Source organism: Acinetobacter sp. ANC 5054 (assembly GCF_002135295.1).
Classification (GTDB): domain Bacteria; phylum Pseudomonadota; class Gammaproteobacteria; order Pseudomonadales; family Moraxellaceae; genus Acinetobacter.
This window is the reverse complement of sequence record NZ_NEGG01000003.1, coordinates 151,791-172,643: the sequence shown is the minus strand read 5'-3', so window position 1 is coordinate 172,643 and position 20,853 is coordinate 151,791. Positions and strand designations below refer to the sequence as shown.

Sequence of the window (20,853 nt, the reverse complement as noted above, 5' to 3'; positions counted from 1 at the left end):
AAATCGGATTTACATATTCTGCCACATAAATATTTATCGAATTTCGTAAGGACATTTATGAGATAGATATCGTTCTAAAGATGGAACAATACGTTTTATCTTTAATCCTGTATTTTCTGCAGAATTCTATAGACTTGTAAATATTCAAAAGTGAGATAAAAACATGAACTTTAAAGCATTAACAATCGGTTTGGCAGTTGCATCAGTGGCAACTTTTAGCATGGCTAAACCAGTTGCTTATCAAATTGATCCGACACACACTGCGACAGTATTCAACTGGAACCATTTTGGTTTTTCGACACCTTCAGCAAATTTTAGTGACATTCAAGGTGTGATTAATGTTGATAATGCTAAACCATCAAACTCGTCAGTAAATGTAACTATTCCATTATCAAGTCTAAATACTAACGTTAAAGCTTTAGATGAGCATTTAAAAACTGCTGATTTCTTTGATGCTGAAAAATATCCAAACATCACATTTAAAAGTACAAAAGTACAAGCAATCAGCAAAACTAAATACAAAATTACAGGTAATTTGACCATTAAAAATGTGACTAAACCTGTCGTTTTAGATGCCGTATTAAATAAACAAGCTGTTCATCCAATGACTAAAGCAGAAACAATTGGTTTTAATGCCACAACGTCATTTAACCGTTCAGCATTTGGTGTGGGCGCTTATGTGCCAAATGTAGGTGATAAAATTACTGTAAATATCACCACTGAAGCTGCTGTTCCTGCGGCGAAAGTAGCAGCCAAGTAAGTTTTATCTCCCTCAGCTGAAATAGGAAAGCACCCAAACGGGTGCTTTTTTAATATTGGAAGTTAACAATAATCTATTCTTAAATCACTATATTAGTCACGATTTAATAATAACAAAGCTCCAAAACTGATAAAGATCCCACCTGTAATCCCATCAATTTTTTTACTAATTTTTTGATAATAATGATTGATTTTCGATGCAGAGAAGACCAGTGCAACAGCAGAAAACCAGAGTAGACTCTCAACAAATACTAAAGCCAATAAAGAGCTTTGCTCAAAAATACTGACATTCGTGCTGATACCAATAGAAAATACACTGCTGAAATAAACCAAGGCTTTGGGATTTGCCATATTGGTTAGAAAGCCTTGCAGTAAAATTTTACTATGCGATTTTTGTGTAAGGTTGTTTGACGGTTCATGTACAGCAGAAATTGTACTTTTTTGAAAAGCGGATTTTAATAATTGATAGCCTAAATACAGTAAGTAGAGTCCACCTAAGATCATTAAAACTTGTTGTAGCCATGCCATTTTTTGAAAAAGGAAATGTAAGCCACTGATTGCACAAATAGACCAAACCAAAATGCTCAGTGAAATACCCAATGCTGCACACAGGGCATGGGTTCGAGATTGACGAATCGCACTTTGTGTGACAAAGAAAAAATCTGGGCCTGGGCTAATGAGTGCGAAGAAATGAATAAGGGCAATACTAAGTAAAGGTGTCATTGAAAAGGCTGATAAAGCTTAGATTGTTGTCTTTATAAACCTTTTACAATGCAATAGAAAGATTATTTGCAATCAAGTCGTTGTATAAACTGCTGTAAAATTTGTGGTACAACTTGTGCCAAAGCCGGGGCATATTGCTGACTTTCCGCGCGTAAACTAGGAATATGTATGTCAGCTTTACGCAATTCACAAGTATGCCCAATGAACCATTTTTCCATGGCATACGCTTCAGCCTCTATATGGAACTGTAAAGCGAGGATATTCTTTCCATAACTAAATGCTTGATTAGGATAGACCGTTGAGCTTGCTAAAAGAGTTGAATTTTCAGGTAGATCAAAAGTATCACCATGCCAATGTAATACAGGAACTTCTGCCAGCGGCGCTAAAATATTTTCAGTCACATTTGCAAGTTGTAACTCACTCCAGCCAATTTCTTTACTATGTCCCGCATACACTTTGGCATCGAGTGCGTGTGCAATCAATTGCGCGCCCAAACATATCCCTAAAGTGGGTAAATTATTTTCCAAACGTACTTTGAGTAAGTCTATTTCTTTTTGTAAGAATGGGTAGTCCTCAGTTTCATAAATGCCAATGGGCCCACCCAATATAATCACCAAACCTGTGTGTTGCATGGCCTTGCTGAGGTCATCAACACCGGCTTCAAAATAACGCACTCGATAACCCAATTGGTAAATCACATCTTCTAAAGATCCTAAATCTTCAAATGCGAGATGTTGAATGGCATAAATTGTATCGGGGAGCACAGTGGTCATATGGATATGGAGTTTATAAAGGTTGGAGATAAATGTAGCCTGAAAATTAGAATCTATGAAGTTAAAAATACAACTATTTACCTTAGACATTAGATTTTGAAAATAGGATTCGACGAATGAATTAAATCCTATGCTTTTTGCGCTAAATATGAGAAAAAATAAATGAAAGATATTGTAAGAAAGTCATAGAAATAAAAAAAATATTAAAAACCAATGGAAAAGCTTTAATAGATGGGTATGATGAAAACTTCGAAAATGAAGTCTGTCTATTTTCGTATTTAAAACAATATAACCATATAAATGATTTTGAAACTAAAAAATATAAGCTAGGGAACTTATATGGAGTCTAAACACAATCGAGATGCGAGCTTATTGCATGCGATACATAAAATACTTTTGAAGGAGTGGGATCCTTTAGGTATTCGACGTATACCTTCAATGCGTGATGAATATGAAGATTACTTACCCAATGTATTTAAATTAATTCGAGAAAATTCAAGTGAATCAGAGATTTTTGAATACTTATGGTGGATTGAGCAAAAGGTTTTAGAGAAAAAAGGCAAAAAAGAGCACACCCTAAAGGTGGCTAAGTTGCTGAAAGAAATAGAAAAGTAATATTTAACTTTGAATAACTAACAATAAAAAAACCGATACCTCTGTATCGGTTTTTTTATTCTACTACGCTTGTTTTAGAATTTTTTCTCAACAGTGAACATGAAACTTGGAATCGCCTCATTTATACGAGATTGATAAAGTTTTCCTGTATCACGTTCTCTTAGCACTTCTTTATAGTCGGTACTCAGAATGTTGCGCGCGTTGATCGATGCAGACCAATCTTGGTCAAAGCGTTTAGTTAAGCTTAGATCCATATTTACCCGTTCATTACTGGTACGGTTATACGGCTCATTGCTTAAAGCACGCGTATATTCAGGGGTGTAATTTAAGTTAACACTGCTGGCAATACGCCACGGTTGGTAGTTATAAGACAAACCAGCACTTGCACTATAAGGTGCAACATCACTGGCAAGTCGTTCTAAGCCATTATCTTCTTCAATTTTGGCGCGTACAGTAGAGAGCTGTGCATTCAACATAAATGAATGTCCATTTTCTGTTTGCTTCAAAGCATAACGACCTGCAATTTCAACCCCGTAAGTGGTTGCATTGTCTTGGTTGTATGGACGTTCCACATAACGACAGTTTGAATCACCTGTTTGACATGCACTACCAGAAGCATTTTCATATTGAATTGATTTTTCAATATAGTCGTTAATCTCACGGTAGAAACCCGTGATATTTACACCGCCAGCTGGGGTGTTGTAGCCTAAGGTCGTTTCATAGGCATTGATTTTTTCAGGTTTTAAGTTTGCATTACCACCGCGGTCTGGGTTATTTAAACTACCAGAGTCACTATCTGTTGATACTGAAATGGTCGGCATCAGCTGATTACTACGTGGGTTTTTATAAGCTTGGCTGAGGTTGGTTTGTAATGACCAATGTTCATCAAAATCAAAACGATGTGCCAAGACTGGACTGAGGTGTTGATCTTGATAATCGACCAGACCTGATCGATCTAACCATTCTTGGCGTACACCCAAAGTCAGTGTTTGTCTGTCGGTATATTTCCAGCTGCCTTCAACATAGGCAGCATAGGTACGTTCATCAAGGGTTTCAGTAATGTTGCTTTCAAGTTCACTCGCACGCAGGTCAGTACCAAACTTGATTTGTTTTTTTGCATCTAGTTTACGTACACCATCGTATGCAAATCCATATTCATTAATTTGTTCATCGATATAAGATTGTAGTCGAGGTGATTGGGTTAATTCGGACTCATTTTGCTGTTCAATAGATACTCGAACTTTATCCGAGTCACCCTTGTCTTTACGTTCATAGCGTGTGTTTAAACGAAAACTGTCATTTTTATCTTTTTGAACTTGAGAGCCGCTTGAGCCTTCATTTTCATTGTTGCGGTAGAACATTTCTGCAACCAGCTTTTGCTGATCATCCAGTTGATATTCCACACGTGGTGTAAGCATCTGCGAAGTTCGATCGTTTATACGCTTTTGTGACTTATTTGTGCCTGTCGCATCTTGGGTACGAGTAACTGAGGTTGAATCATTCCACATCTGGTTGCCAGATAGGCTGTAAATCCAAGGATCTGAACGACCATCCATTTGGAAATTCAAACTGGTACGTTCTTCTTCACGTGTGTTGGATTTTGCTAAACCATAGCCTGCACGAAAAGAACCACTTAAACGTGTGCCATTTAGTGGTTCTTTTAAAATAATATTAATGACAGCAGAAGACGCGACTGAAGCTTGCGCAACACTCGGTTGTTTTGTAATTTCAATGCGCTCAATCATTTCTGGTGTGATGCTATCCACGACAGACATTCCACCACGTGGACCACCTTGCACAGGTTCACCGTTGATTAAGAATACAGGTGCTCCGCCACCACGAAAACGCATGCCACCAGAGCCGCCTGCACCACGTGGGCCTTGACCTGGCATTTGGAAACCAGCTGCACGACGTAACGCATCACTTATCGACTGATCACCAAACTTTAACATTTCATCTCGAGTTACAATGGTTTTTGCAACGGCACTGATATCGGGATCTTTCGGTTTGAATGGAGCAGCAGGCACTTCAAAGGTGATGGCTTCCATTTGCTGCACATCAGATTGTGGCTGTTCTGTTGAAGTGGATACACTCTCTGCTGCCCAAACTGTAGAACTTAGAGTCAATAAGGCATAACTGAGAGTTGTTAGCTTTAATGGAGTGCGCACGCCTTGCATTATTTGGTTATCCAAATGTAATTTTGTGGCAAGATTAACCTATAAATATGGAGAAATATTGTGGAAATAAGGAGGTCGGATAAAATATTTTGGAGTATAAATCCATATAAATAATAAGTGTTTGCTGTAAATTATTAAATCAAAAATGAAATGTAATGCTTCTGTAGTTGGATATATTTAGTACCAAGTTGAATTGAAAAAACTAAATTTATTTTTAAATCCATTAATGACTATACGATGCAGCGCCTACAAAGCTCTTCAATATGATCAATTTGTTCGGTATTGAGCCATTTTTGCATTTGGGAGAAAATCCATTGCATGTCCGATAATTTTGGGGTGCCATCATCCTCAATAAAATTTCGAATAATGTGTTGAATAGCGTAATACTTTTTAACATGACGTTCATTGGAACATTCAAAACGGATAATGTCATAGTCCATTAACATCGCCCAAACTTCAGCATAATCTTCCAAATGTTTTAGTTCATTTTGTGCTTTTTTTATCGCTTGAATAAGTGCGCTTAAAGTGTTTGGGTGTTGTTGTGCCCAATCTTGAGTAAATGCTAAAACTTTGTCGGCAACTGGTGGGATGATATCTGAACTTTGCGCAATGATTTGACTAATTCCGAAAATTTCGCCTTGAGTATTCCATGGCTCACCAACACAGTAACCATCAATAGAATGATTGATCAATGCATCCACCATGAAAGGCGGCGGGACAGTGAGTAATTTTACAGATTTTGCGGTGGTTTCATCTGCGAGTGCAAGCCATTCACGTAAGCAAAAATGATGAATCGAGTGTTTAAAGACGTGGGCAAAACGAATATTTTCACCAGAATTAATGGCTTTACATATTTTGCTGGCAGCTTGCGTTGGAGTATCAATGCCAATATTTAATTTATGACTAAGCTGTTGCGATAAACTGATAAATGCGCGATTGGTACTGAGCACCAGAGGGGTTTGAAGAGGGACACCCAATTGATCTTCACCTAGAGCCGCAGCAGGCAGCATGGCAGACAAGCAATGAGCTGCATCTAAAAAACCAAAAGCCAGTCGATCTCGGAGGCTCGCCCAAGAGGCCTCTTTGATCAATTCAACATTTAAACCTTGTTGCTCAAAATATCCCTGATGATTCGCCCAGAGGATGGCCACGCAGTCGAGTAAAGGAATGTAGCCAAGCTGTAGATCGGTTTTTTCAAGTGCGGACATGGCTTATTCCTTAAATTGTGATTGTAATAGGGCTTGAGCGTCTAATAATCGTCTTGCCATTTCACCCATGGTCATACGATGGCTCATGGCATTTTTACGTAATAAACCAAAGGCTTGTTCTTCCGTTAATGAATGCATTTGAATCAGCAGCACTTTGGCTTTTTCAATGTCTTTGCGATCAGCGAGTTTGCATTTTGTCTCAGCCAAGTCATTTAACAGTTTTTTATGCTTTTTATATTGTTCAATCGAAATGTCTAGAATGCTATTGAGTCGGGTCGGGTCGATACCATCAACAATATAGGCAGTCACACCTGCATCAATCGCATTTCGGATGGTGTCTTGACTCGAATTTTTGGTGAAAAGCACAGTCGGTAAATCAAATTGAGTGACACAACTTTCAATAACATCGCGATGAGGATGTTCCATATCCAATAAAATGACATCTGCTGTAATTTGCTGTAGATAAGCCATATTTAAATGGTCAATCATCAGGCAGGCAACCACATCAAAGTCGTGCTGTAGTAATGAGGCTTTGATGAAATCAGCACGTTCTTGATCATCATCAATTAAAGCAATTCTTAGTTTTGGCATGTGAAAGCTCAGGCAGAGCAAAAAACAAATACGTATAAATAAGCCAAAGCAAATAAAGTGCCAAAATGAACTGGATATAAGCAGAATTTTTTACAGAATAAACAGGTGTTATCAGCTTGGATATTGTTGTTCCGCAATAGTGTGCACTTTCATTGTGCAATACATTTTGGGGCTGCACATAAATGACCAATTCAATTTATAAAACGGATCGGTAAATATTTTAAATAAACTGAGTTTTGACATAAGTTGCTAATTTTAAATTAATAAAATCTGTTTATTGCATTGTTGATATGATATTGGCACGAGAAATGCTTAATACATAGTGAGTCAAAGAAGACTCTAAAAATTTGTAAGACGGCCAACGACGTCCGTTCTGATCCACTCTGCAATGTGTTAGCGACATAGCAGGGTATCTAATGCGTTCAGTTCAGTCAGGAGATGGTTATGTCTTCAAATTTAAATGCTAAAAAAGCGACAAAAATAAGTCTATTTAATTTTACTTCAGCAGCAATGCGGGCCTTCCACATGAGTTGGCTCGCATTCTTTGTTTGTTTCTTTGCATGGTTTGCTTGCGCACCATTAATGCCTGTGATTGCGGGTGAATTCAATTTAACCAAAGATCAAATTGCCAATATTAATATTGCAGCCGTTGCCATCACAATTCTAGTTCGTTTAATTGTTGGGCCGCTTTGCGACAAATATGGCCCGCGTAAAACCTATACCGCTTTATTAATTATCGGCAGTATTCCTGTTTTTGGTGTAGCTTCCGCAAATAGTTATGAATCTTTTCTATTTTTCCGCTTGCTGATTGGTGCGATTGGCGCAAGTTTTGTGATTACGCAATATCACACCAGCATTATGTTTGCACCAAATGTAGTTGGAACAGCAAATGCTGCAACTGCGGGATGGGGTAATGCAGGCGGCGGCGCGACTCAAGCCCTAATGCCATTAATGCTAGGCGCTTTGGTGATGTTTGGTGTTGAGCAAGCGATGGGCTGGCGCATTGCGCTGATTGTTCCGGGTGTAATGATGCTGATTGTCGGCGCTTTATATTGGAAATTTACACAAGATTGCCCGCAAGGTGATTTTAAAGAACTGCGTGAGCAAGGCATTGCTGTTGGTTCTGATAAGAAAGGCGGTGTAGCGATATTAATGCACGCAGCACGAAATTACCGTGTATGGATTTTATTTGGTGCTTATGCTGCATGTTTTGGTATTGAAATCTTCATTCATAACATCATTGCACTTTACTACGTCGACAATTTCCAATTTGGCTTAAAAGAAGCAGGCATGGCTGCAGGGATCTTTGGCTTGTTGGCACTATTTGCTCGTGCGCTTGGTGGCATTGTTTCAGATAAAGTGGCAACTAAAAAAGGGCTGGATGGCCGTACAAAAGTCTTATTTGCCATGATCTTGCTTGAAGGGCTATTCCTGATTGTGTTCTCACAAATGCACACGCCAATTTTAGCCATCCTTGCTATGACTGTATTTGCCTTATTTACCCATATGGCGTGCGGTGCAACTTATGCCTTGGTGCCATTTATCGACCGTGATGCTTTGGGCGGTGTAGCTGGAATTATTGGTGCGGGCGGTAACGTCGGTGCAGTGGCAGCAGGTTTTTTACTCAAAGGTATGTTGGATATTCAAACGACTTTGATGGTGTTAGGCGGTTTAGTGGTGATTGCAGCAAGTTGTGTCCTGATGATTCGCTTCTCTGTCGAGCATAAAGAAAAAGAGCAACGTTTGTTTGAACAAGCGGTGAATGAACGCCGTTTGGCTGAAGCACAAAACTAAAAGCCTAAAGAATCAGCCTACATAAGCACAGAATTTGGAGAAAGAATATGAAAATTATCATGATTGGCCATGGCATGGTCGGCCATAAGTTTATCGAATCGGTTTTAGAACATGCAGGCGATGAGGTTGAAATCACTATTTTGGCGGAAGAACCTCGTTTAGCCTATGACCGTGTACATTTGACTGAATATTTCAGCGGAAAATCGGCAAAGGATTTAACGCTATGCCGCAGTGACTTTGCGGATGCTTATGGCATTGATTTACGTCTAAGCACCAAAGCTATTGAAATAGATCAAGTGAATAAAACGGTTACGACCAATCATGGTGATGTTCTTGCCTATGACAAACTGATTCTTGCTACAGGTTCTTATGCTTTTGTGCCACCGATTCCGGGTAATGAGCGAGAAAACTGTTTTGTTTACCGTACTATTGACGATTTAGATGCAATTCGCGCTGCAAGTTTAAATGCTAAAACGGGTGTGGTGATTGGTGGTGGATTACTTGGTTTAGAAGCTGCCAAAGCCTTACGCGACTTAAATTTAGAAACGCATGTTGTAGAGTTTGCGCCACGTTTAATGGCAGTACAGATTGATGATTTGGGCGGTAAAGTTTTACGTTCAAAAATTGAAAATCTAGGGGTGAAAGTTCATACGCAAAAAGCCACGTCTTGTATTGAAGATGGCGCAAATGCGAAGCATGTTATGAAGTTTGGTGATGGTTCAGAGTTAGAAACCGACATTATTTTGTTCTCAGCGGGTATTCGTCCACGTGATGAACTTGCACGTCAAAGCGGTTTATCGATTGGTGAGCGTGGCGGTATTGCTATTAATGATTACTGCCAAACCTCAAACCCAGATATTTATGCCATTGGCGAATGTGCGCTTTGGCAAAATAAAATTTATGGGTTGGTTGCACCGGGTTATGACATGGCGCGCATTGCAGCCAAACATGTGATGGAACAAAGCTGTACTGAGTTTGCAGGTGCAGATATGAGCACCAAGCTGAAATTGATGGGTGTAGATGTGGCATCCGTTGGTGATGCACATGCGATGACGCCAAATTCGCTTAGCTATTTTTATGCTGATGAAGCTGCGCAAGTATATAAAAAGATTGTGGTAGATGCCGCAAAAACCAAATTGCTCGGTGCTGTCTTGGTTGGATGTGCTAAAGAATATAACGATCTATTGCAAATGATGCTGAATGGATTGGCTGTACCAGAAAATCCTGAAAGTTTAATCATGCCGGGATTTGAGCAATCTTCTGCAAAAGCAGGTGGTAGTGGTGTGGATTTGCTGCCTGACAGCGCTACGATTTGTTCATGCAATAACGTCTCTAAGGCAGATATTTGCGAAGCGATTGCTGGCGGTTCAACATCACTTGGAGCACTTAAAAAATGCACCAAAGCTGCAAGTGCATGCGGTGGCTGTGCGCCATTAGTGACACAAGTTTTAAAATCGGAACTACAACGCCAAGGCGTAACGGTGAATAACCATCTGTGTGAGCATTTTGCTTATTCACGTCAAGAGCTGTATCACTTGGTACGGGTCAATGAAATCAAAACTTTTGATGACTTGATTCAGCAGCATGGTCATGGTCTGGGCTGTGATATCTGTAAACCAACGGCAGCTAATATTTTGGCTTCCTGTTGGAATGATTTTGTGCTGAAACCAAGTCATGCAGGCCTGCAAGACAGCAATGACTACTACTTGGGCAATATTCAAAAAGATGGTTCTTATTCTGTTGTACCACGTATGGCAGGTGGTGAAGTTACCCCAGACGGTTTAATTGCAGTGGGTCAGATTGCGAAAGAATATGGCCTATATACCAAATTAACGGGTGGTCAGCGTGTAGACATGTTGGGTGCGCAAGTACATCAATTGCCTGAAATTTGGGAAAAGTTAATTGCAGCTGGCTTTGAATCAGGGCATGCATACGGTAAGTCATTGCGGACTGTGAAATCTTGCGTTGGCAGTACTTGGTGCCGTTATGGCGTAGATGATTCAGTGGGTTTAGCGATCTTTCTTGAAAATCGGTACAAAGGACTGCGTTCACCGCATAAATTAAAAATGGCAGTGTCTGGCTGTACCCGTGAATGCGCAGAAGCACAAAGTAAAGATGTGGGCGTGATTGCCACAGAAAAAGGCTGGAACCTCTATGTATGCGGCAACGGCGGCATGAAACCACGTCATGCAGAGCTTTTAGCATCTGATTTAGACACACAAACTTTAATCAAATATATCGACCGATTCTTTATGTTTTACATCCAAACTGCGGATCGTCTACAACGGACTTCTGTGTGGCGCGACAATATGGAAGGCGGTTTAGATTATTTAAAAGATGTTGTTGTACATGATTCTTTAGGTGTCGCGGCCGAATTAGAACGTCGCATGAGCCATGTGGTCGGGACGTATCAAGATGAATGGCGCACTGCGGTTGAAGACCCAGAAGTGCGTAAACGCTTTGTCACTTTTGTGAATGCCAAAGCTGAACAGCAAAATGATCCGCATATTCAATTTGCTTCGGTGCGCGGTCAAATTCGCCCTAAAAATGAGGCAGAACGTGATGGTAGCCGTATTCCAGTGGTAGAAGCGTAAATAGAATAAGGATAATGAACATGACAATTTTAAAAGAAATGAATGAACTGGACTGGGTCGAAATCTGTGCATTAGATGATATTACGCCTAATACAGGTGTTGGAGCACTCATTGAAAATCAACAAATTGCTATTTTCCGTGTTGGTTCAGAAAAACGCGTCTATGCGCTCAGCAATCAAGACCCATTCAGCAAAGCCTTTGTAATGTCGCGCGGTATTGTGGGTGATCTACAGGGCGAACGTGTGGTGGCGTCACCTATTTATAAACAGCACTTTAGTCTAGCGACAGGGCGCTGCTTGGAAGACAAAGAGCAAAAATTGTTAGTGTTTCCAAGCAAGATTGAACAAGGCAAAGTTTTTGTCAGCCCAACCGCGCAAAAAACCTATATCACCAACAATGGATTAGCACAGGAAAAAATGAAGCTGGTGCTGATTGGTAATGGGTTGGCAGGTATGCGCTGCTTAGAAGATTTGCTGGATATGGCACCCGAACGTTATGAGATTACCGTGATTGGTGAAGAGCCTTGGGGGAATTACAACCGTATTATGCTGTCTCCAGTGCTTTCTGGTGATAAAACCATTGAAGATATTATGCTGCATCCGCCTGCGTGGTATGCAGACAAAGGCATTCATTTTATTGCTGGTGATCGGGCAGTACGCATCGACCGTCCTCGCAAACAGGTGTATACCGAAACGGGCATTGTGGTCGATTACGACCGTTTAATATTAGCCACAGGCTCAAAGCCTTTTGTACCGCCAATCTCAGGTTCAGATTTAAAAGGTGTGCTGAGTTTTCGTGATATTTACGATGTGAACACAATGCTGGATATGGCTAAACGTGCGAAAAATGCAGTCGTAATTGGCGGTGGACTGTTGGGATTAGAAGCAGCTTATGGCTTAAAACAGCGTGGTATGAATGTCACGGTATTGCATTTGATGGATCGCATTATGGACCGTCAATTGGATGCTAAAGCCAGTCATATGCTAAAAAAATCGATTGAGCAAAAGGGCATTCGTATTATTACTGAGGCCAATACCGAAAGTTTAATTGGTGAAGATGGTCATGTGAAATCTGTGCATTTAAAAGATGGCACAGTACTGGATGCAGATCTAGTGGTCTTTGCTGTGGGGATTCGTCCGAATATGGCATTGGCACAAAGTGCGGGCCTACGTTGTAACCGCGGCGTGTTGGTCAATGACACCATGCAAACTTATGACCCAAGTATTTATGCTGTTGGTGAATGTATTGAACATCGAAATCAAACTTTTGGTTTGGTTGAACCGCTTTGGGGGCAAGCTTTCATTTGTGCATCGCATTTGGCTGAGCATGGCAGCCTGACCTTCAAAGCACCGACTGTACCGACTCAGCTTAAGGTGAGTGGTTGTGATGTATTTTCAGCTGGAAACTTTGAACCATTAGATGATTTTGAAGACATTGTTTTAAATGATGAAAAACGTCAGATTTATAAACGCATTATTATTCAGAAAGATAAGGTCATCGGTGCGGTTTTATTTGGCGATACTGATGATGGTGCATGGTATTCAGAACTGATTGCAGATCAAAGCTCAATTTCGTCTATTCGAAATAAATTACTGTTTGGTAAAGATTTTGCTTTAAAGAAAGCAGGCTGATGCGTCTTTATTTTTGAAAGTTCCTTCTCCCTCAGGGAGAAGGTTAGGATGAGGGGCATTTTCATATCAATCCTCTCCCTAGCCCCCTCCTTAAAAGGAGGGGGACTTCCTTTGTGAATTAAGTCTTGATTAAAAATCGACTTATGCAAGAAATCTTTTATTAAAAATTAGTGCAACACCTTGTTAAATTTAAATATATAAGGAGCAAAGCAGAAATGAATAGTATTCCTCTTGTGGAACTGCATAGCTCCACCGCAGCAAATGTAAAAACTACACAAACCACATGTCCATATTGCGGTGTTGGATGTGGAGTAACGGCCAAAGTAACACAAACAGCTTTGGGGCAAAAAATTACGGTAGAGGGAGATTTAAATCATCCTTCTAACTATGGAAAACTATGCATTAAAGGCAGTAACTTGGCAGATACGCTTGGCTTAGAAACACGTGTTCTGCATCCAATGCTTGGGCGAAAAGCGAACCGCGTACAATCCAATTGGGAAAGCGCTATTTCCACCATCGCCAATAAATTTCAACAATGTATTGATGATTATGGCCGTGACAGTATTGCTTTTTATGTATCAGGACAGCTGCTGACTGAAGACTATTATGCGGTAAATAAATTCGTCAAAGGCTATTTAGGCACAGCCAATATTGATACCAATTCACGTCTTTGCATGTCGTCTGCAGTGGCTGCACATAAACGTGCATTTGGTGAAGACTTAGTTCCAGCGAGCTATGAAGATTTTGAACATACAGACATGGTCGTGCTGGTGGGTTCAAATACTGCTTGGTGTCATCCTGTGCTGTATCAACGCATTATGAAAGCCAAAGAGCAGCGCGACTTATTTGTTGTGGTCATTGACCCGCGTTTTACCAGTACCTGTGAAGCAGCAGATTTACATTTACCAATTTTACCTGGACAAGATGTGGCGCTGTTCAATGGCTTACTGCAATATCTCTCTAAAAATAACTATACTGATCATGCGTTTATTCAAAATTATACTGATGGTTTAGCGCAAGCTCTAGAGAGCAGCTTATCAGAATCTGAAATTGAATCTGTAGCAACGCGAACAGGTATTTCAGTTGAAAAATTACAGTTATTTTTTGAGAAATTTGCTCAGAATAACAAAGTAATGACGCTGTTTTCTATGGGGGTGAATCAGTCATCGCATGGGGTAGATAAAGGCAACAGTATTATTAATTGTCATTTGTTGACTGGAAAAATTGGCAAATTAGGTGCTGCGCCATTTTCTATGACAGGTCAGCCAAATGCTATGGGTGGCCGTGAAGTTGGTGGTCTGGCCAATATGCTGGCAAGTCATATGGATTTGGACAATCCAAGTCATCGTCAATTGGTGCAGGAATTTTGGCAAAGCCCGTACATTGCAGATTCGGTTGGGCTAAAAGCAGTCGATCTATTTCAGGCGGTGGAAAGCGGAAAAATTAAAGCCATCTGGATTATGGCGACCAATCCTGTGGTCAGCATGCCAGATGCGGATCAAATCAAACGGGCTTTAGATCAATGTGAATTGGTGGTGGTATCCGATATTTGCCAAGACACTGATACAACAGACTATGCAGATGTGCTGCTGCCAGCATTGGGCTGGGGTGAAAAAGACGGCACAGTAACCAACTCTGAAAGGCGCATCAGCCGTCAAAATGCATTTTTAGATGCGCCTGATGAGGCCAAAGCGGATTGGTGGGCTATTGCACAAGTAGCAAAAAAAATGGGCTTTTCTGGCTTTAATTATATAAATAGTCATGAGATTTTTATTGAACATGCTCAGCTTTCTAGCTATGAAAATGCATCATTAGCAGAGAGGAATGAAACCAGTCATTTTCGCTATTTTAACTTGCAATGTTTAAGTCATTTAACAGTTGAAGAATATGATGAACTCGCGCCAATCCAGTGGCCTGTTATAGATAAAAATCAAGCGGATGCTGATGTCTCAAGATTATTTCAACAAGGCGAATTTAGCCATGCCAATGGCAAAGCCAAATTTATTGCGACTAGCGCCATAGATCCTGTAAATCAAACGGATCAAGAATACCCGCTGATTTTGAATACTGGCCGAATCCGTGATCAATGGCACACCATGAGCCGCACAGGATTATCTGCAAATTTAGCCACGCACCGTGCAGAGCCTTATTGTGAGCTGCATCCAAATGATGCACTTAAATATGGCATTAAAGATGGTGAACTTATTGAGGTGCGCTCGAAGTGGGGATTATGTGTATTACGCGCACAGGTTGGAGACAATATTCGTCGTGGGCAAATCTTTGCGCCGATTCATTGGAATGATCAAGTTGCATCTGATGCCCGAATTGGCAAAGTGGTTAACCCAGTGGTGGATGCGATTTCAGGTGAGCCTGAATTTAAGCATACGCCTGTGACAATTCAGCCCTTTTATACCCAGTGGCAAGGTGTGCTGTATGTGCGTCAAGGTTTTGAGCACATTATTCAGCCCACGATTCAAAAAACGGTGTGGTGGAGCAAAGTCATGCAAGCCAAAGCAGTGCGTTTTGAGCTGGCGGATCGGCAAAAATTCAGCAGTACCACGCAGCAGCTGAAAACCCTATTGCCTTTTAATGATGAAAGCTTTGAATGGCTCAATGTGGAAGATCACTCTGCACAAATTTCACACACAGTGATACTGCAAAATGGCGTGCTAATTGCAAGTTTATATATAGCGCCAAAAGCAATGCTGCCTGACCGTGAATGGGTCGCAGGATTATTTAAACGCGAACGCCTGAGTGCCATGCATCGTAAAGCTTTATTGGCAGGACAAGCCATGTCTATGAGCAATAGCGATGGGCCATTGGTCTGCAGCTGTTTCAAAGTAGGTAAAAACCGAATTATCGCTGCTATTAAAGAAAAAAATATAAGTCATGAAAAGCAAGTCACAGCATGCCTCAAAGCAGGCGGCAACTGTGGATCATGTTTACCAGAAATTCGAGGTTTAATTAAAGCGTGTCAAACGGAGTGTGCAGAATGAGAACAAATCGCAAAACTGTAACTTATCCTAAAACTGACTTGGTGATCCTTGCTGGTGGTCAAGCACGGCGTATGAATGGCATCAACAAGCTGCTGCAAAAATTTGACGATGAAATTCAGCTATTGAAAATTCATCAGCAGCTCAAACCGCGTGTAGAACAGGTCTGGATCAATAGCCATCGAGATCATTCCATTTATAAAAGGCTCATCCCATCTATTCAATTTTATCAAGATGATGAGTCAGGTTTTCAAGGACCCTTGATGGGGATGAAAAGTGCATGGACGAATGTACAGTCCGATTATGTGCTCTTCGTACCCTGTGATGTAACTTATATTCCTCAAAAGGTAATTTCACGGCTGCATCAAGCCATGCAGCGCCATCCACGCTGTGAAGTGGCTGTAGCAGAAATAAATGGCAAAGCTCTGTATCCATTTTGCTTGCTTAAAAGAAGCAGTTTGCCTGTGTTAATGGCATGTCTTGAACAAAAAGAGCTCAGTTTAAAAGGCTGTTTTGCACAAATGCACATGCAAGTGGCGAGTTTTAAAAATAATGCACTCTTTTTTCACAGTATTAATTCGTTTGATGAACTTCAGCAGCATCAACAATTGCATTGTCTTTAAATTTGTCCTGCTTTTGGGCGTTGAATAGAATCAAATTTAAGATCGCACTTATTTTAAGCGGAATTTTGAATTTAGAGCGGCGTAAAGCAGATATTCATCAAAAAAATAATGAGACTGCGCAAAGTTGGAACATTTATTGCTCTTTGATCTACAAGTAACCTGAAAACAAATAGGGCGTGAAGTGCCGTGATGTTTTTTGTATAGAACAGTGACGCGGCATTTTAGGTAATGGAACTAACGATGAACAGTAAGGCATATTTAGAGCGAGAAAATCTGTTCCCTGCATTTCAAGATCAATTTGGCAGGATAAAGCGAAAGCTGCGCATTTCGGTAACAGACCGATGTAATTTTAAATGTGTCTATTGTATGCCTGAGCATCCTGAATGGATGAAAAAGCATGATTTGCTGAGCTTTGAAGAGCTATACAGTTTCTGCGAATTTATGGTGAAACATGGCGTTGAGCAAATCCGCATTACAGGCGGTGAACCGCTTATGCGTCAGGGTGTTGTTCATTTTATTAAACAACTCCAAGCCTTACGTGCCTATGGTTTACAGCGTATTTCCATGACCTCCAATGGCCATTATTTAAAACAGTATACGCAAGCTTTAAAACAAGCGGGTTTGGATGATCTAAACATTAGTCTGGATAGTTTGAATCCAACTCAATTTGAAGCACTCACCCAAAAATCATTAGAGCCCGTTCTAGATGGTATATATGCCGCTAAAGAAGCGGGATTGAACATAAAAATTAATACGGTGCTGATTAAAGGTTTAAACGAAGACCAAATAATTCCATTGGTGAAATGGGCACATGCCCAGCAATTTGAACCGCGTTTTATTGAGTTTATGCCACTTGATGGTGAACAAAATTGGTCGGCAGATGCTGTCGTCACTGAGCAAGAAATCTTAGACGTATTAAAAACGGAATATTCCGTACAAGTTTTACAGGGGCATGGTGCTGCACCTGCACGGAGCTATATGGTTAATGGTATGCCCATTGGCATTATTTCAACCATCAGTAATTCATTTTGTGGCACTTGCGATCGCTTACGATTAAATGCACAAGGTGAATTTTTTAATTGCTTGTTTTCGACTCAAGGTATTCCGTTAAAAGCATTGATTCAAGCTCAAATGAACAGTGCAAATTCCCAAAATTCTGTTCTAAAAGAATTTCTTAGTCCATATATTTGGCACAAAGAACAAGGCTTTCATGCCATTCAAGAAAAACAAAATAGTACGCTGAATTCTAAGCCGAATAAGCGAAAAATCAGCATGTATATGATTGGAGGTTAAGATGCCGCAGATTGAAATTAAGGTTCAAGGCTTTGGTGCAGTAGAGCGGGCATTGCCGCAAGACTTAAGTGTATTTTGCGAACTCAGCAGCCCAATTTCAGATGTGCTGAAACAGGTGCAGATTGATTATCCAGAAGCAGAGCAAGCCATTGAGCGCTGTGCCTGTGCGATTGGTGAAGATATTGTTTTAAGAAATAAACAGCTCTATCAGGATACGCAGTTGGTGCTGCTATCTCCAGTGGCAGGAGGCTGAAATGGAACTTAAGAATTTCTCACGCATTCAAAGTCATGCTTTTGGACAAGATATTTTTGATGGTATTCAATACTTTCCAGAATGCGGTGGCATTGGTGTTTTTATTGGCACAGTGCGTAATCATCATGAAGGTAAAGCCGTTAAGGCACTGAAATACACTTCATATGCACCTGTCGCTGAAAAAATGATTCGTCAAATTGAACAGGAGATTCAGCATAAACACGGCGTTTCCTATGTACGGGTCGTGCATCGAATTGGGGCTTTAGAAATAGGTGAAACTGCAATTATTGCCATGGCCTATGCGCCGCACCGCAGAGAAGCTTTTGCCGCATGTGAAGAAGCAGTAGAACGTGTAAAACACGAGGTGCCTGTCTGGAAAGAAGAATTTTACTTAGATGGTACCAGTCAATATGTTGAAGGCTGTTGCATCCGTTCAGATCATGTTCATCAGCATAGTAATAATCATAACCATCAGTCTTGCGGTCATGAACATACATCTGAAGATCAGCTGATTCAAAAGACGGTTCAGTTAAATGCCAATATCTATCAATGGCATCTTTAATTGCATCAAATTTAAAGAAAATTATTCATAAAATTTTAAACATGCGGGAACAATGTAATGAAAAATGTAGGGATGAAAGCGGAAAGTTACCGTACAGCAATTGCAACAGGCATATTGCATGCACCGCCTCATTGCATTGAACTACTGCGAAATGGCAATACCGAAAAAGGCGATGCGCTGAAGACTGCTCGAATTGCTGGAATTTTAGGTGCAAAGCGTACAGATGAATTGATTCCGTTATGCCATCCACTGCCAATTTACCGCGCAGATGTGGAATACGAACTATTTGATGCACACGTTGTCATTACAGCAGTGGTTGAAACTATTGGACCAACTGGGGTAGAGATGGAAGCGCTTACCGCAGTCAGTCTTGCAGGATTAACTCTTTACGACATGTTGAAACCGCACTGTGAGCCAGAAGATTTGTGTCTTGATCAAGTGAAGTTGCAAAAGAAAAAGGGTGGAAAATCTCACTACAGCCGCGTGTTAAAAGAACCGTTGGCGGCATCAGTCATTGTATTGTCAGATACTGTGGCTGCTGGCAAAAAGCCAGATACGGCTGGGCAAAATGTATTGGAAATTTTACAGGAAGCCAATTTTAGCAATATTCATTATCAAGTGATTGCAGATAGTCCTGAGCAGCTTTTGGCATTGATAGAACAGCAGAAGAATCAATATCCACTTATTTTGACCGTTGGTGGAACTGGTCTTGGTCCGAAAGATTTAACCGTAGAAACCATTCAGCCTTTATTAAAGCGCGAGATTCCTGGTTTGATGGAAGCCACTCGTAGTTTTGGGCAAAAACGCACGCCTTATGCCGCCTTAAGCCGCGGCGTTGCGGGCTATATTGACAGCAGTTTAGTGATGACTTTACCGGGTAGTCGTCAAGGTGCAAAAGAGTCTTTAATCGCAGTATTGCCAGCCTTGGTGCATTTGTTTGATGTGCAGAAAAATATTCCGCATGCGGGAGGTTATCAATGAATAAAGCCATAGATCATCAGCACTTAAAGACTGAACAGGCAAATACTCAACATGGTGGCTGCGGAGCTGAAAAAGGCTTAATTAGTATTGATCAGGCCCTAGCACTGATGGTTGAAAATACGCAGGCCTTAGCTGTTGAAACTTTGCCTTTGAACTTAGCGCTAAACAGGTATATATCAGAAGATATTTATTCAAATATCAACCTGCCACTATTTTCTCAAAGCGCTGTAGATGGTTACGCACTGTGCTCGAATTCAGCTATTTCAGCACAAAGCCGTTTTGAACTCATTGGAGAAATCCGTGCAGGTCAAAATACAGAAATTACCCTAAACGAAGGACAGGCGCTGCGGATTTTTACTGGAGCAAAAATTCCAGTGGGTACAACAACCGTTGCACGTCAAGAAATTGTGCAGCTTGAAAATCAGGACATCTGCATCACTGAAAATTTAGCGCTACATGCAGACATACGTGACATGGGCGAAGAACTTGCCCTTGGACAATTATTGGCATCGGCAGGACAGAAACTGACTGTAGGCGCAATCGCATCTTTAAGTATGGCAGGAATCAAACACATTTCAGTGCAGCGATTTCCTAAAATTGCCGTGGTCATTACAGGGGATGAAGTTGCAGATACGGTTGAAGATTTAGACTCTGGAAAAATTTTTGATGCCAATGCGCCAATGATCGAGGCTTGGTTTAAAGCACAAAATCAGCAGGTAACAATGTTGCATGTTGCAGATACGGCAGAAGATGTTGCAGCCTGTTTTAAGCATCTAAAAAATGATTATGACTTAATTATTAGTACAGGCGGTGTGTCTGTTGGCGATTATGACTTTGTGCGGCCAGTGGCTTTGGCGCAGGGTTTCAAACAGATTTTTTGGAAAGTAAAACAAAAACCGGGGAAACCGATGCTTTTTGCGCAATTTCAGCGTGAAGATCAAAGCCGTTGTTCCTTACTAGGTTTACCGGGTAATCCTGCGGCAGTTTATATCGGCTTACAAATATATGTGCAAACAATGCTGCAAGCTTTACAAGCTGAGAAACAGCCTCTGCAATGGGCTACGGGCATTTTACAGCATGATTTAAAAGCCGATGCACGTGAACGCTTTTTAAGAATGCATGCCGTATTTGAGCAAGGGACTTTAAAACTCAGAAGTTTAGCCAAACAACAGTCACATATGCTCAGCAATTTAATGCATGCCAATTGCATTGTCCGAGTGCCCGCAGCTGAGGCTATTCAGGCTGGAAGTGTTTTACAAGTGTTATTTATTCAGCAATAGGAG

Annotated in this window: 17 protein-coding genes; 12 read left to right on the top strand and 5 right to left on the bottom strand. The window is 40.7% G+C overall.

Features of this window, described 5'->3' with window-relative positions:
- Positions 1-163 precede the first annotated feature (163 nt).
- Positions 164-760 carry a YceI family protein gene (locus tag B9T33_RS04530; RefSeq protein ID WP_086177765.1) on the top strand — a complete coding sequence of 199 codons (597 nt, stop codon included), beginning with the start codon at positions 164-166 and terminating at the stop codon, positions 758-760.
- Positions 761-852: 92 nt separating this feature from the next.
- Here B9T33_RS04530 and B9T33_RS04525 read toward each other — a convergent pair whose 3' ends face one another.
- Positions 853-1,482, bottom strand: coding sequence for a LysE family transporter (locus tag B9T33_RS04525; protein WP_086177764.1), 630 nt, complete (start codon positions 1,480-1,482; stop codon positions 853-855).
- 62 nt (positions 1,483-1,544) lie between these two features.
- On the bottom strand, positions 1,545-2,255 hold the full coding sequence (locus B9T33_RS04520; protein ID WP_086177763.1) for a glutamine amidotransferase: 711 nt from the start codon (positions 2,253-2,255) through the stop codon (positions 1,545-1,547).
- Between the two features lie 339 nt (positions 2,256-2,594).
- On the opposite strand from B9T33_RS04520, the gene B9T33_RS04515 reads away from it, so the two are divergent.
- The gene (locus tag B9T33_RS04515) at positions 2,595-2,870 is read left to right on the top strand and encodes a hypothetical protein (protein ID WP_086177762.1); all 276 of its coding nucleotides are present in this window, start codon (positions 2,595-2,597) and stop codon (positions 2,868-2,870) included.
- A 74-nt stretch (positions 2,871-2,944) separates the two neighbouring features.
- Here B9T33_RS04515 and B9T33_RS04510 read toward each other — a convergent pair whose 3' ends face one another.
- From B9T33_RS04510 to B9T33_RS04500, 3 genes are all read right to left on the bottom strand, one after another.
- Entirely contained in the window at positions 2,945-5,047 is a 2,103-nt protein-coding gene (locus B9T33_RS04510; RefSeq protein WP_086177761.1) for a TonB-dependent receptor plug domain-containing protein, read from the bottom strand.
- A gap of 230 nt (positions 5,048-5,277) precedes the next feature.
- Positions 5,278-6,255 (bottom strand): ABC transporter substrate-binding protein, encoded by a 978-nt coding sequence (locus B9T33_RS04505; RefSeq protein ID WP_086177760.1) that lies wholly within the window; start codon positions 6,253-6,255, stop codon positions 5,278-5,280.
- Between the two features lie 3 nt (positions 6,256-6,258).
- The gene (locus tag B9T33_RS04500; protein ID WP_086177759.1) at positions 6,259-6,846 is read right to left on the bottom strand and encodes an ANTAR domain-containing response regulator; all 588 of its coding nucleotides are present in this window, start codon (positions 6,844-6,846) and stop codon (positions 6,259-6,261) included.
- 444 nt (positions 6,847-7,290) lie between these two features.
- Between B9T33_RS04500 and B9T33_RS04495 the strand changes: the two genes are divergently transcribed.
- From B9T33_RS04495 to B9T33_RS04450, 10 genes are all read left to right on the top strand, one after another.
- Positions 7,291-8,640, top strand: coding sequence for an MFS transporter (locus B9T33_RS04495; protein ID WP_086177758.1), 1,350 nt, complete (start codon positions 7,291-7,293; stop codon positions 8,638-8,640).
- Positions 8,641-8,687: 47 nt separating this feature from the next.
- Positions 8,688-11,234: a nitrite reductase large subunit NirB gene (nirB, locus tag B9T33_RS04490; protein WP_086177757.1), complete on the top strand. Its 2,547-nt coding sequence runs from the start codon at positions 8,688-8,690 to the stop codon at positions 11,232-11,234.
- Positions 11,235-11,254: 20 nt separating this feature from the next.
- Complete coding sequence (gene nirD, locus B9T33_RS04485) at positions 11,255-12,865, top strand: nitrite reductase small subunit NirD (protein ID WP_086177756.1); 1,611 nt, start codon at positions 11,255-11,257, stop codon at positions 12,863-12,865.
- Positions 12,866-13,080: 215 nt separating this feature from the next.
- Entirely contained in the window at positions 13,081-15,861 is a 2,781-nt protein-coding gene (locus tag B9T33_RS04480) for a nitrate reductase (RefSeq protein WP_086177755.1), read from the top strand.
- Positions 15,858-16,481 (top strand): molybdenum cofactor guanylyltransferase, encoded by a 624-nt coding sequence (mobA, locus tag B9T33_RS04475; protein ID WP_086177754.1) that lies wholly within the window; start codon positions 15,858-15,860, stop codon positions 16,479-16,481. Before B9T33_RS04480 ends, mobA begins: the two co-directional genes overlap by 4 nt.
- Before the next feature lie 240 nt (positions 16,482-16,721).
- Entirely contained in the window at positions 16,722-17,774 is a 1,053-nt protein-coding gene (moaA, locus tag B9T33_RS04470; RefSeq protein WP_086177753.1) for a GTP 3',8-cyclase MoaA, read from the top strand.
- Position 17,775: 1 nt separating this feature from the next.
- Positions 17,776-18,027: a MoaD/ThiS family protein gene (locus B9T33_RS04465; protein ID WP_086177752.1), complete on the top strand. Its 252-nt coding sequence runs from the start codon at positions 17,776-17,778 to the stop codon at positions 18,025-18,027.
- Position 18,028: 1 nt separating this feature from the next.
- Positions 18,029-18,589 (top strand): molybdenum cofactor biosynthesis protein MoaE, encoded by a 561-nt coding sequence (locus B9T33_RS04460; protein WP_086177751.1) that lies wholly within the window; start codon positions 18,029-18,031, stop codon positions 18,587-18,589.
- A gap of 57 nt (positions 18,590-18,646) precedes the next feature.
- Complete coding sequence (gene moaCB / locus B9T33_RS04455; RefSeq protein ID WP_086177750.1) at positions 18,647-19,570, top strand: bifunctional molybdenum cofactor biosynthesis protein MoaC/MoaB; 924 nt, start codon at positions 18,647-18,649, stop codon at positions 19,568-19,570.
- Positions 19,567-20,850, top strand: a complete 1,284-nt coding sequence (locus tag B9T33_RS04450; protein ID WP_086177749.1) for a molybdopterin molybdotransferase MoeA — start codon at positions 19,567-19,569, stop codon at positions 20,848-20,850. The genes moaCB and B9T33_RS04450 overlap by 4 nt, the downstream gene beginning before the upstream one ends.
- Positions 20,851-20,853 lie beyond the last annotated feature (3 nt).

Coding starts and splice junctions, on each gene's coding strand:
- B9T33_RS04500 (WP_086177759.1), bottom strand. CDS start 6,846: ATGCCAAAACTAAGAATTGCTTTAATTGATGATGATCAAGAACGTGCT.
- B9T33_RS04480 (WP_086177755.1), top strand. CDS start 13,081: ATGAATAGTATTCCTCTTGTGGAACTGCATAGCTCCACCGCAGCAAAT.
- moaA (WP_086177753.1), top strand. CDS start 16,722: ATGAACAGTAAGGCATATTTAGAGCGAGAAAATCTGTTCCCTGCATTT.
- moaCB (WP_086177750.1), top strand. CDS start 18,647: ATGAAAAATGTAGGGATGAAAGCGGAAAGTTACCGTACAGCAATTGCA.
- B9T33_RS04530 (WP_086177765.1), top strand. CDS start 164: ATGAACTTTAAAGCATTAACAATCGGTTTGGCAGTTGCATCAGTGGCA.
- B9T33_RS04515 (WP_086177762.1), top strand. CDS start 2,595: ATGGAGTCTAAACACAATCGAGATGCGAGCTTATTGCATGCGATACAT.
- B9T33_RS04450 (WP_086177749.1), top strand. CDS start 19,567: ATGAATAAAGCCATAGATCATCAGCACTTAAAGACTGAACAGGCAAAT.
- B9T33_RS04505 (WP_086177760.1), bottom strand. CDS start 6,255: ATGTCCGCACTTGAAAAAACCGATCTACAGCTTGGCTACATTCCTTTA.
- B9T33_RS04460 (WP_086177751.1), top strand. CDS start 18,029: ATGGAACTTAAGAATTTCTCACGCATTCAAAGTCATGCTTTTGGACAA.
- B9T33_RS04495 (WP_086177758.1), top strand. CDS start 7,291: ATGTCTTCAAATTTAAATGCTAAAAAAGCGACAAAAATAAGTCTATTT.
- nirD (WP_086177756.1), top strand. CDS start 11,255: ATGACAATTTTAAAAGAAATGAATGAACTGGACTGGGTCGAAATCTGT.
- B9T33_RS04465 (WP_086177752.1), top strand. CDS start 17,776: ATGCCGCAGATTGAAATTAAGGTTCAAGGCTTTGGTGCAGTAGAGCGG.
- mobA (WP_086177754.1), top strand. CDS start 15,858: ATGAGAACAAATCGCAAAACTGTAACTTATCCTAAAACTGACTTGGTG.
- B9T33_RS04520 (WP_086177763.1), bottom strand. CDS start 2,255: ATGACCACTGTGCTCCCCGATACAATTTATGCCATTCAACATCTCGCA.
- B9T33_RS04510 (WP_086177761.1), bottom strand. CDS start 5,047: ATGCAAGGCGTGCGCACTCCATTAAAGCTAACAACTCTCAGTTATGCC.
- B9T33_RS04525 (WP_086177764.1), bottom strand. CDS start 1,482: ATGACACCTTTACTTAGTATTGCCCTTATTCATTTCTTCGCACTCATT.
- nirB (WP_086177757.1), top strand. CDS start 8,688: ATGAAAATTATCATGATTGGCCATGGCATGGTCGGCCATAAGTTTATC.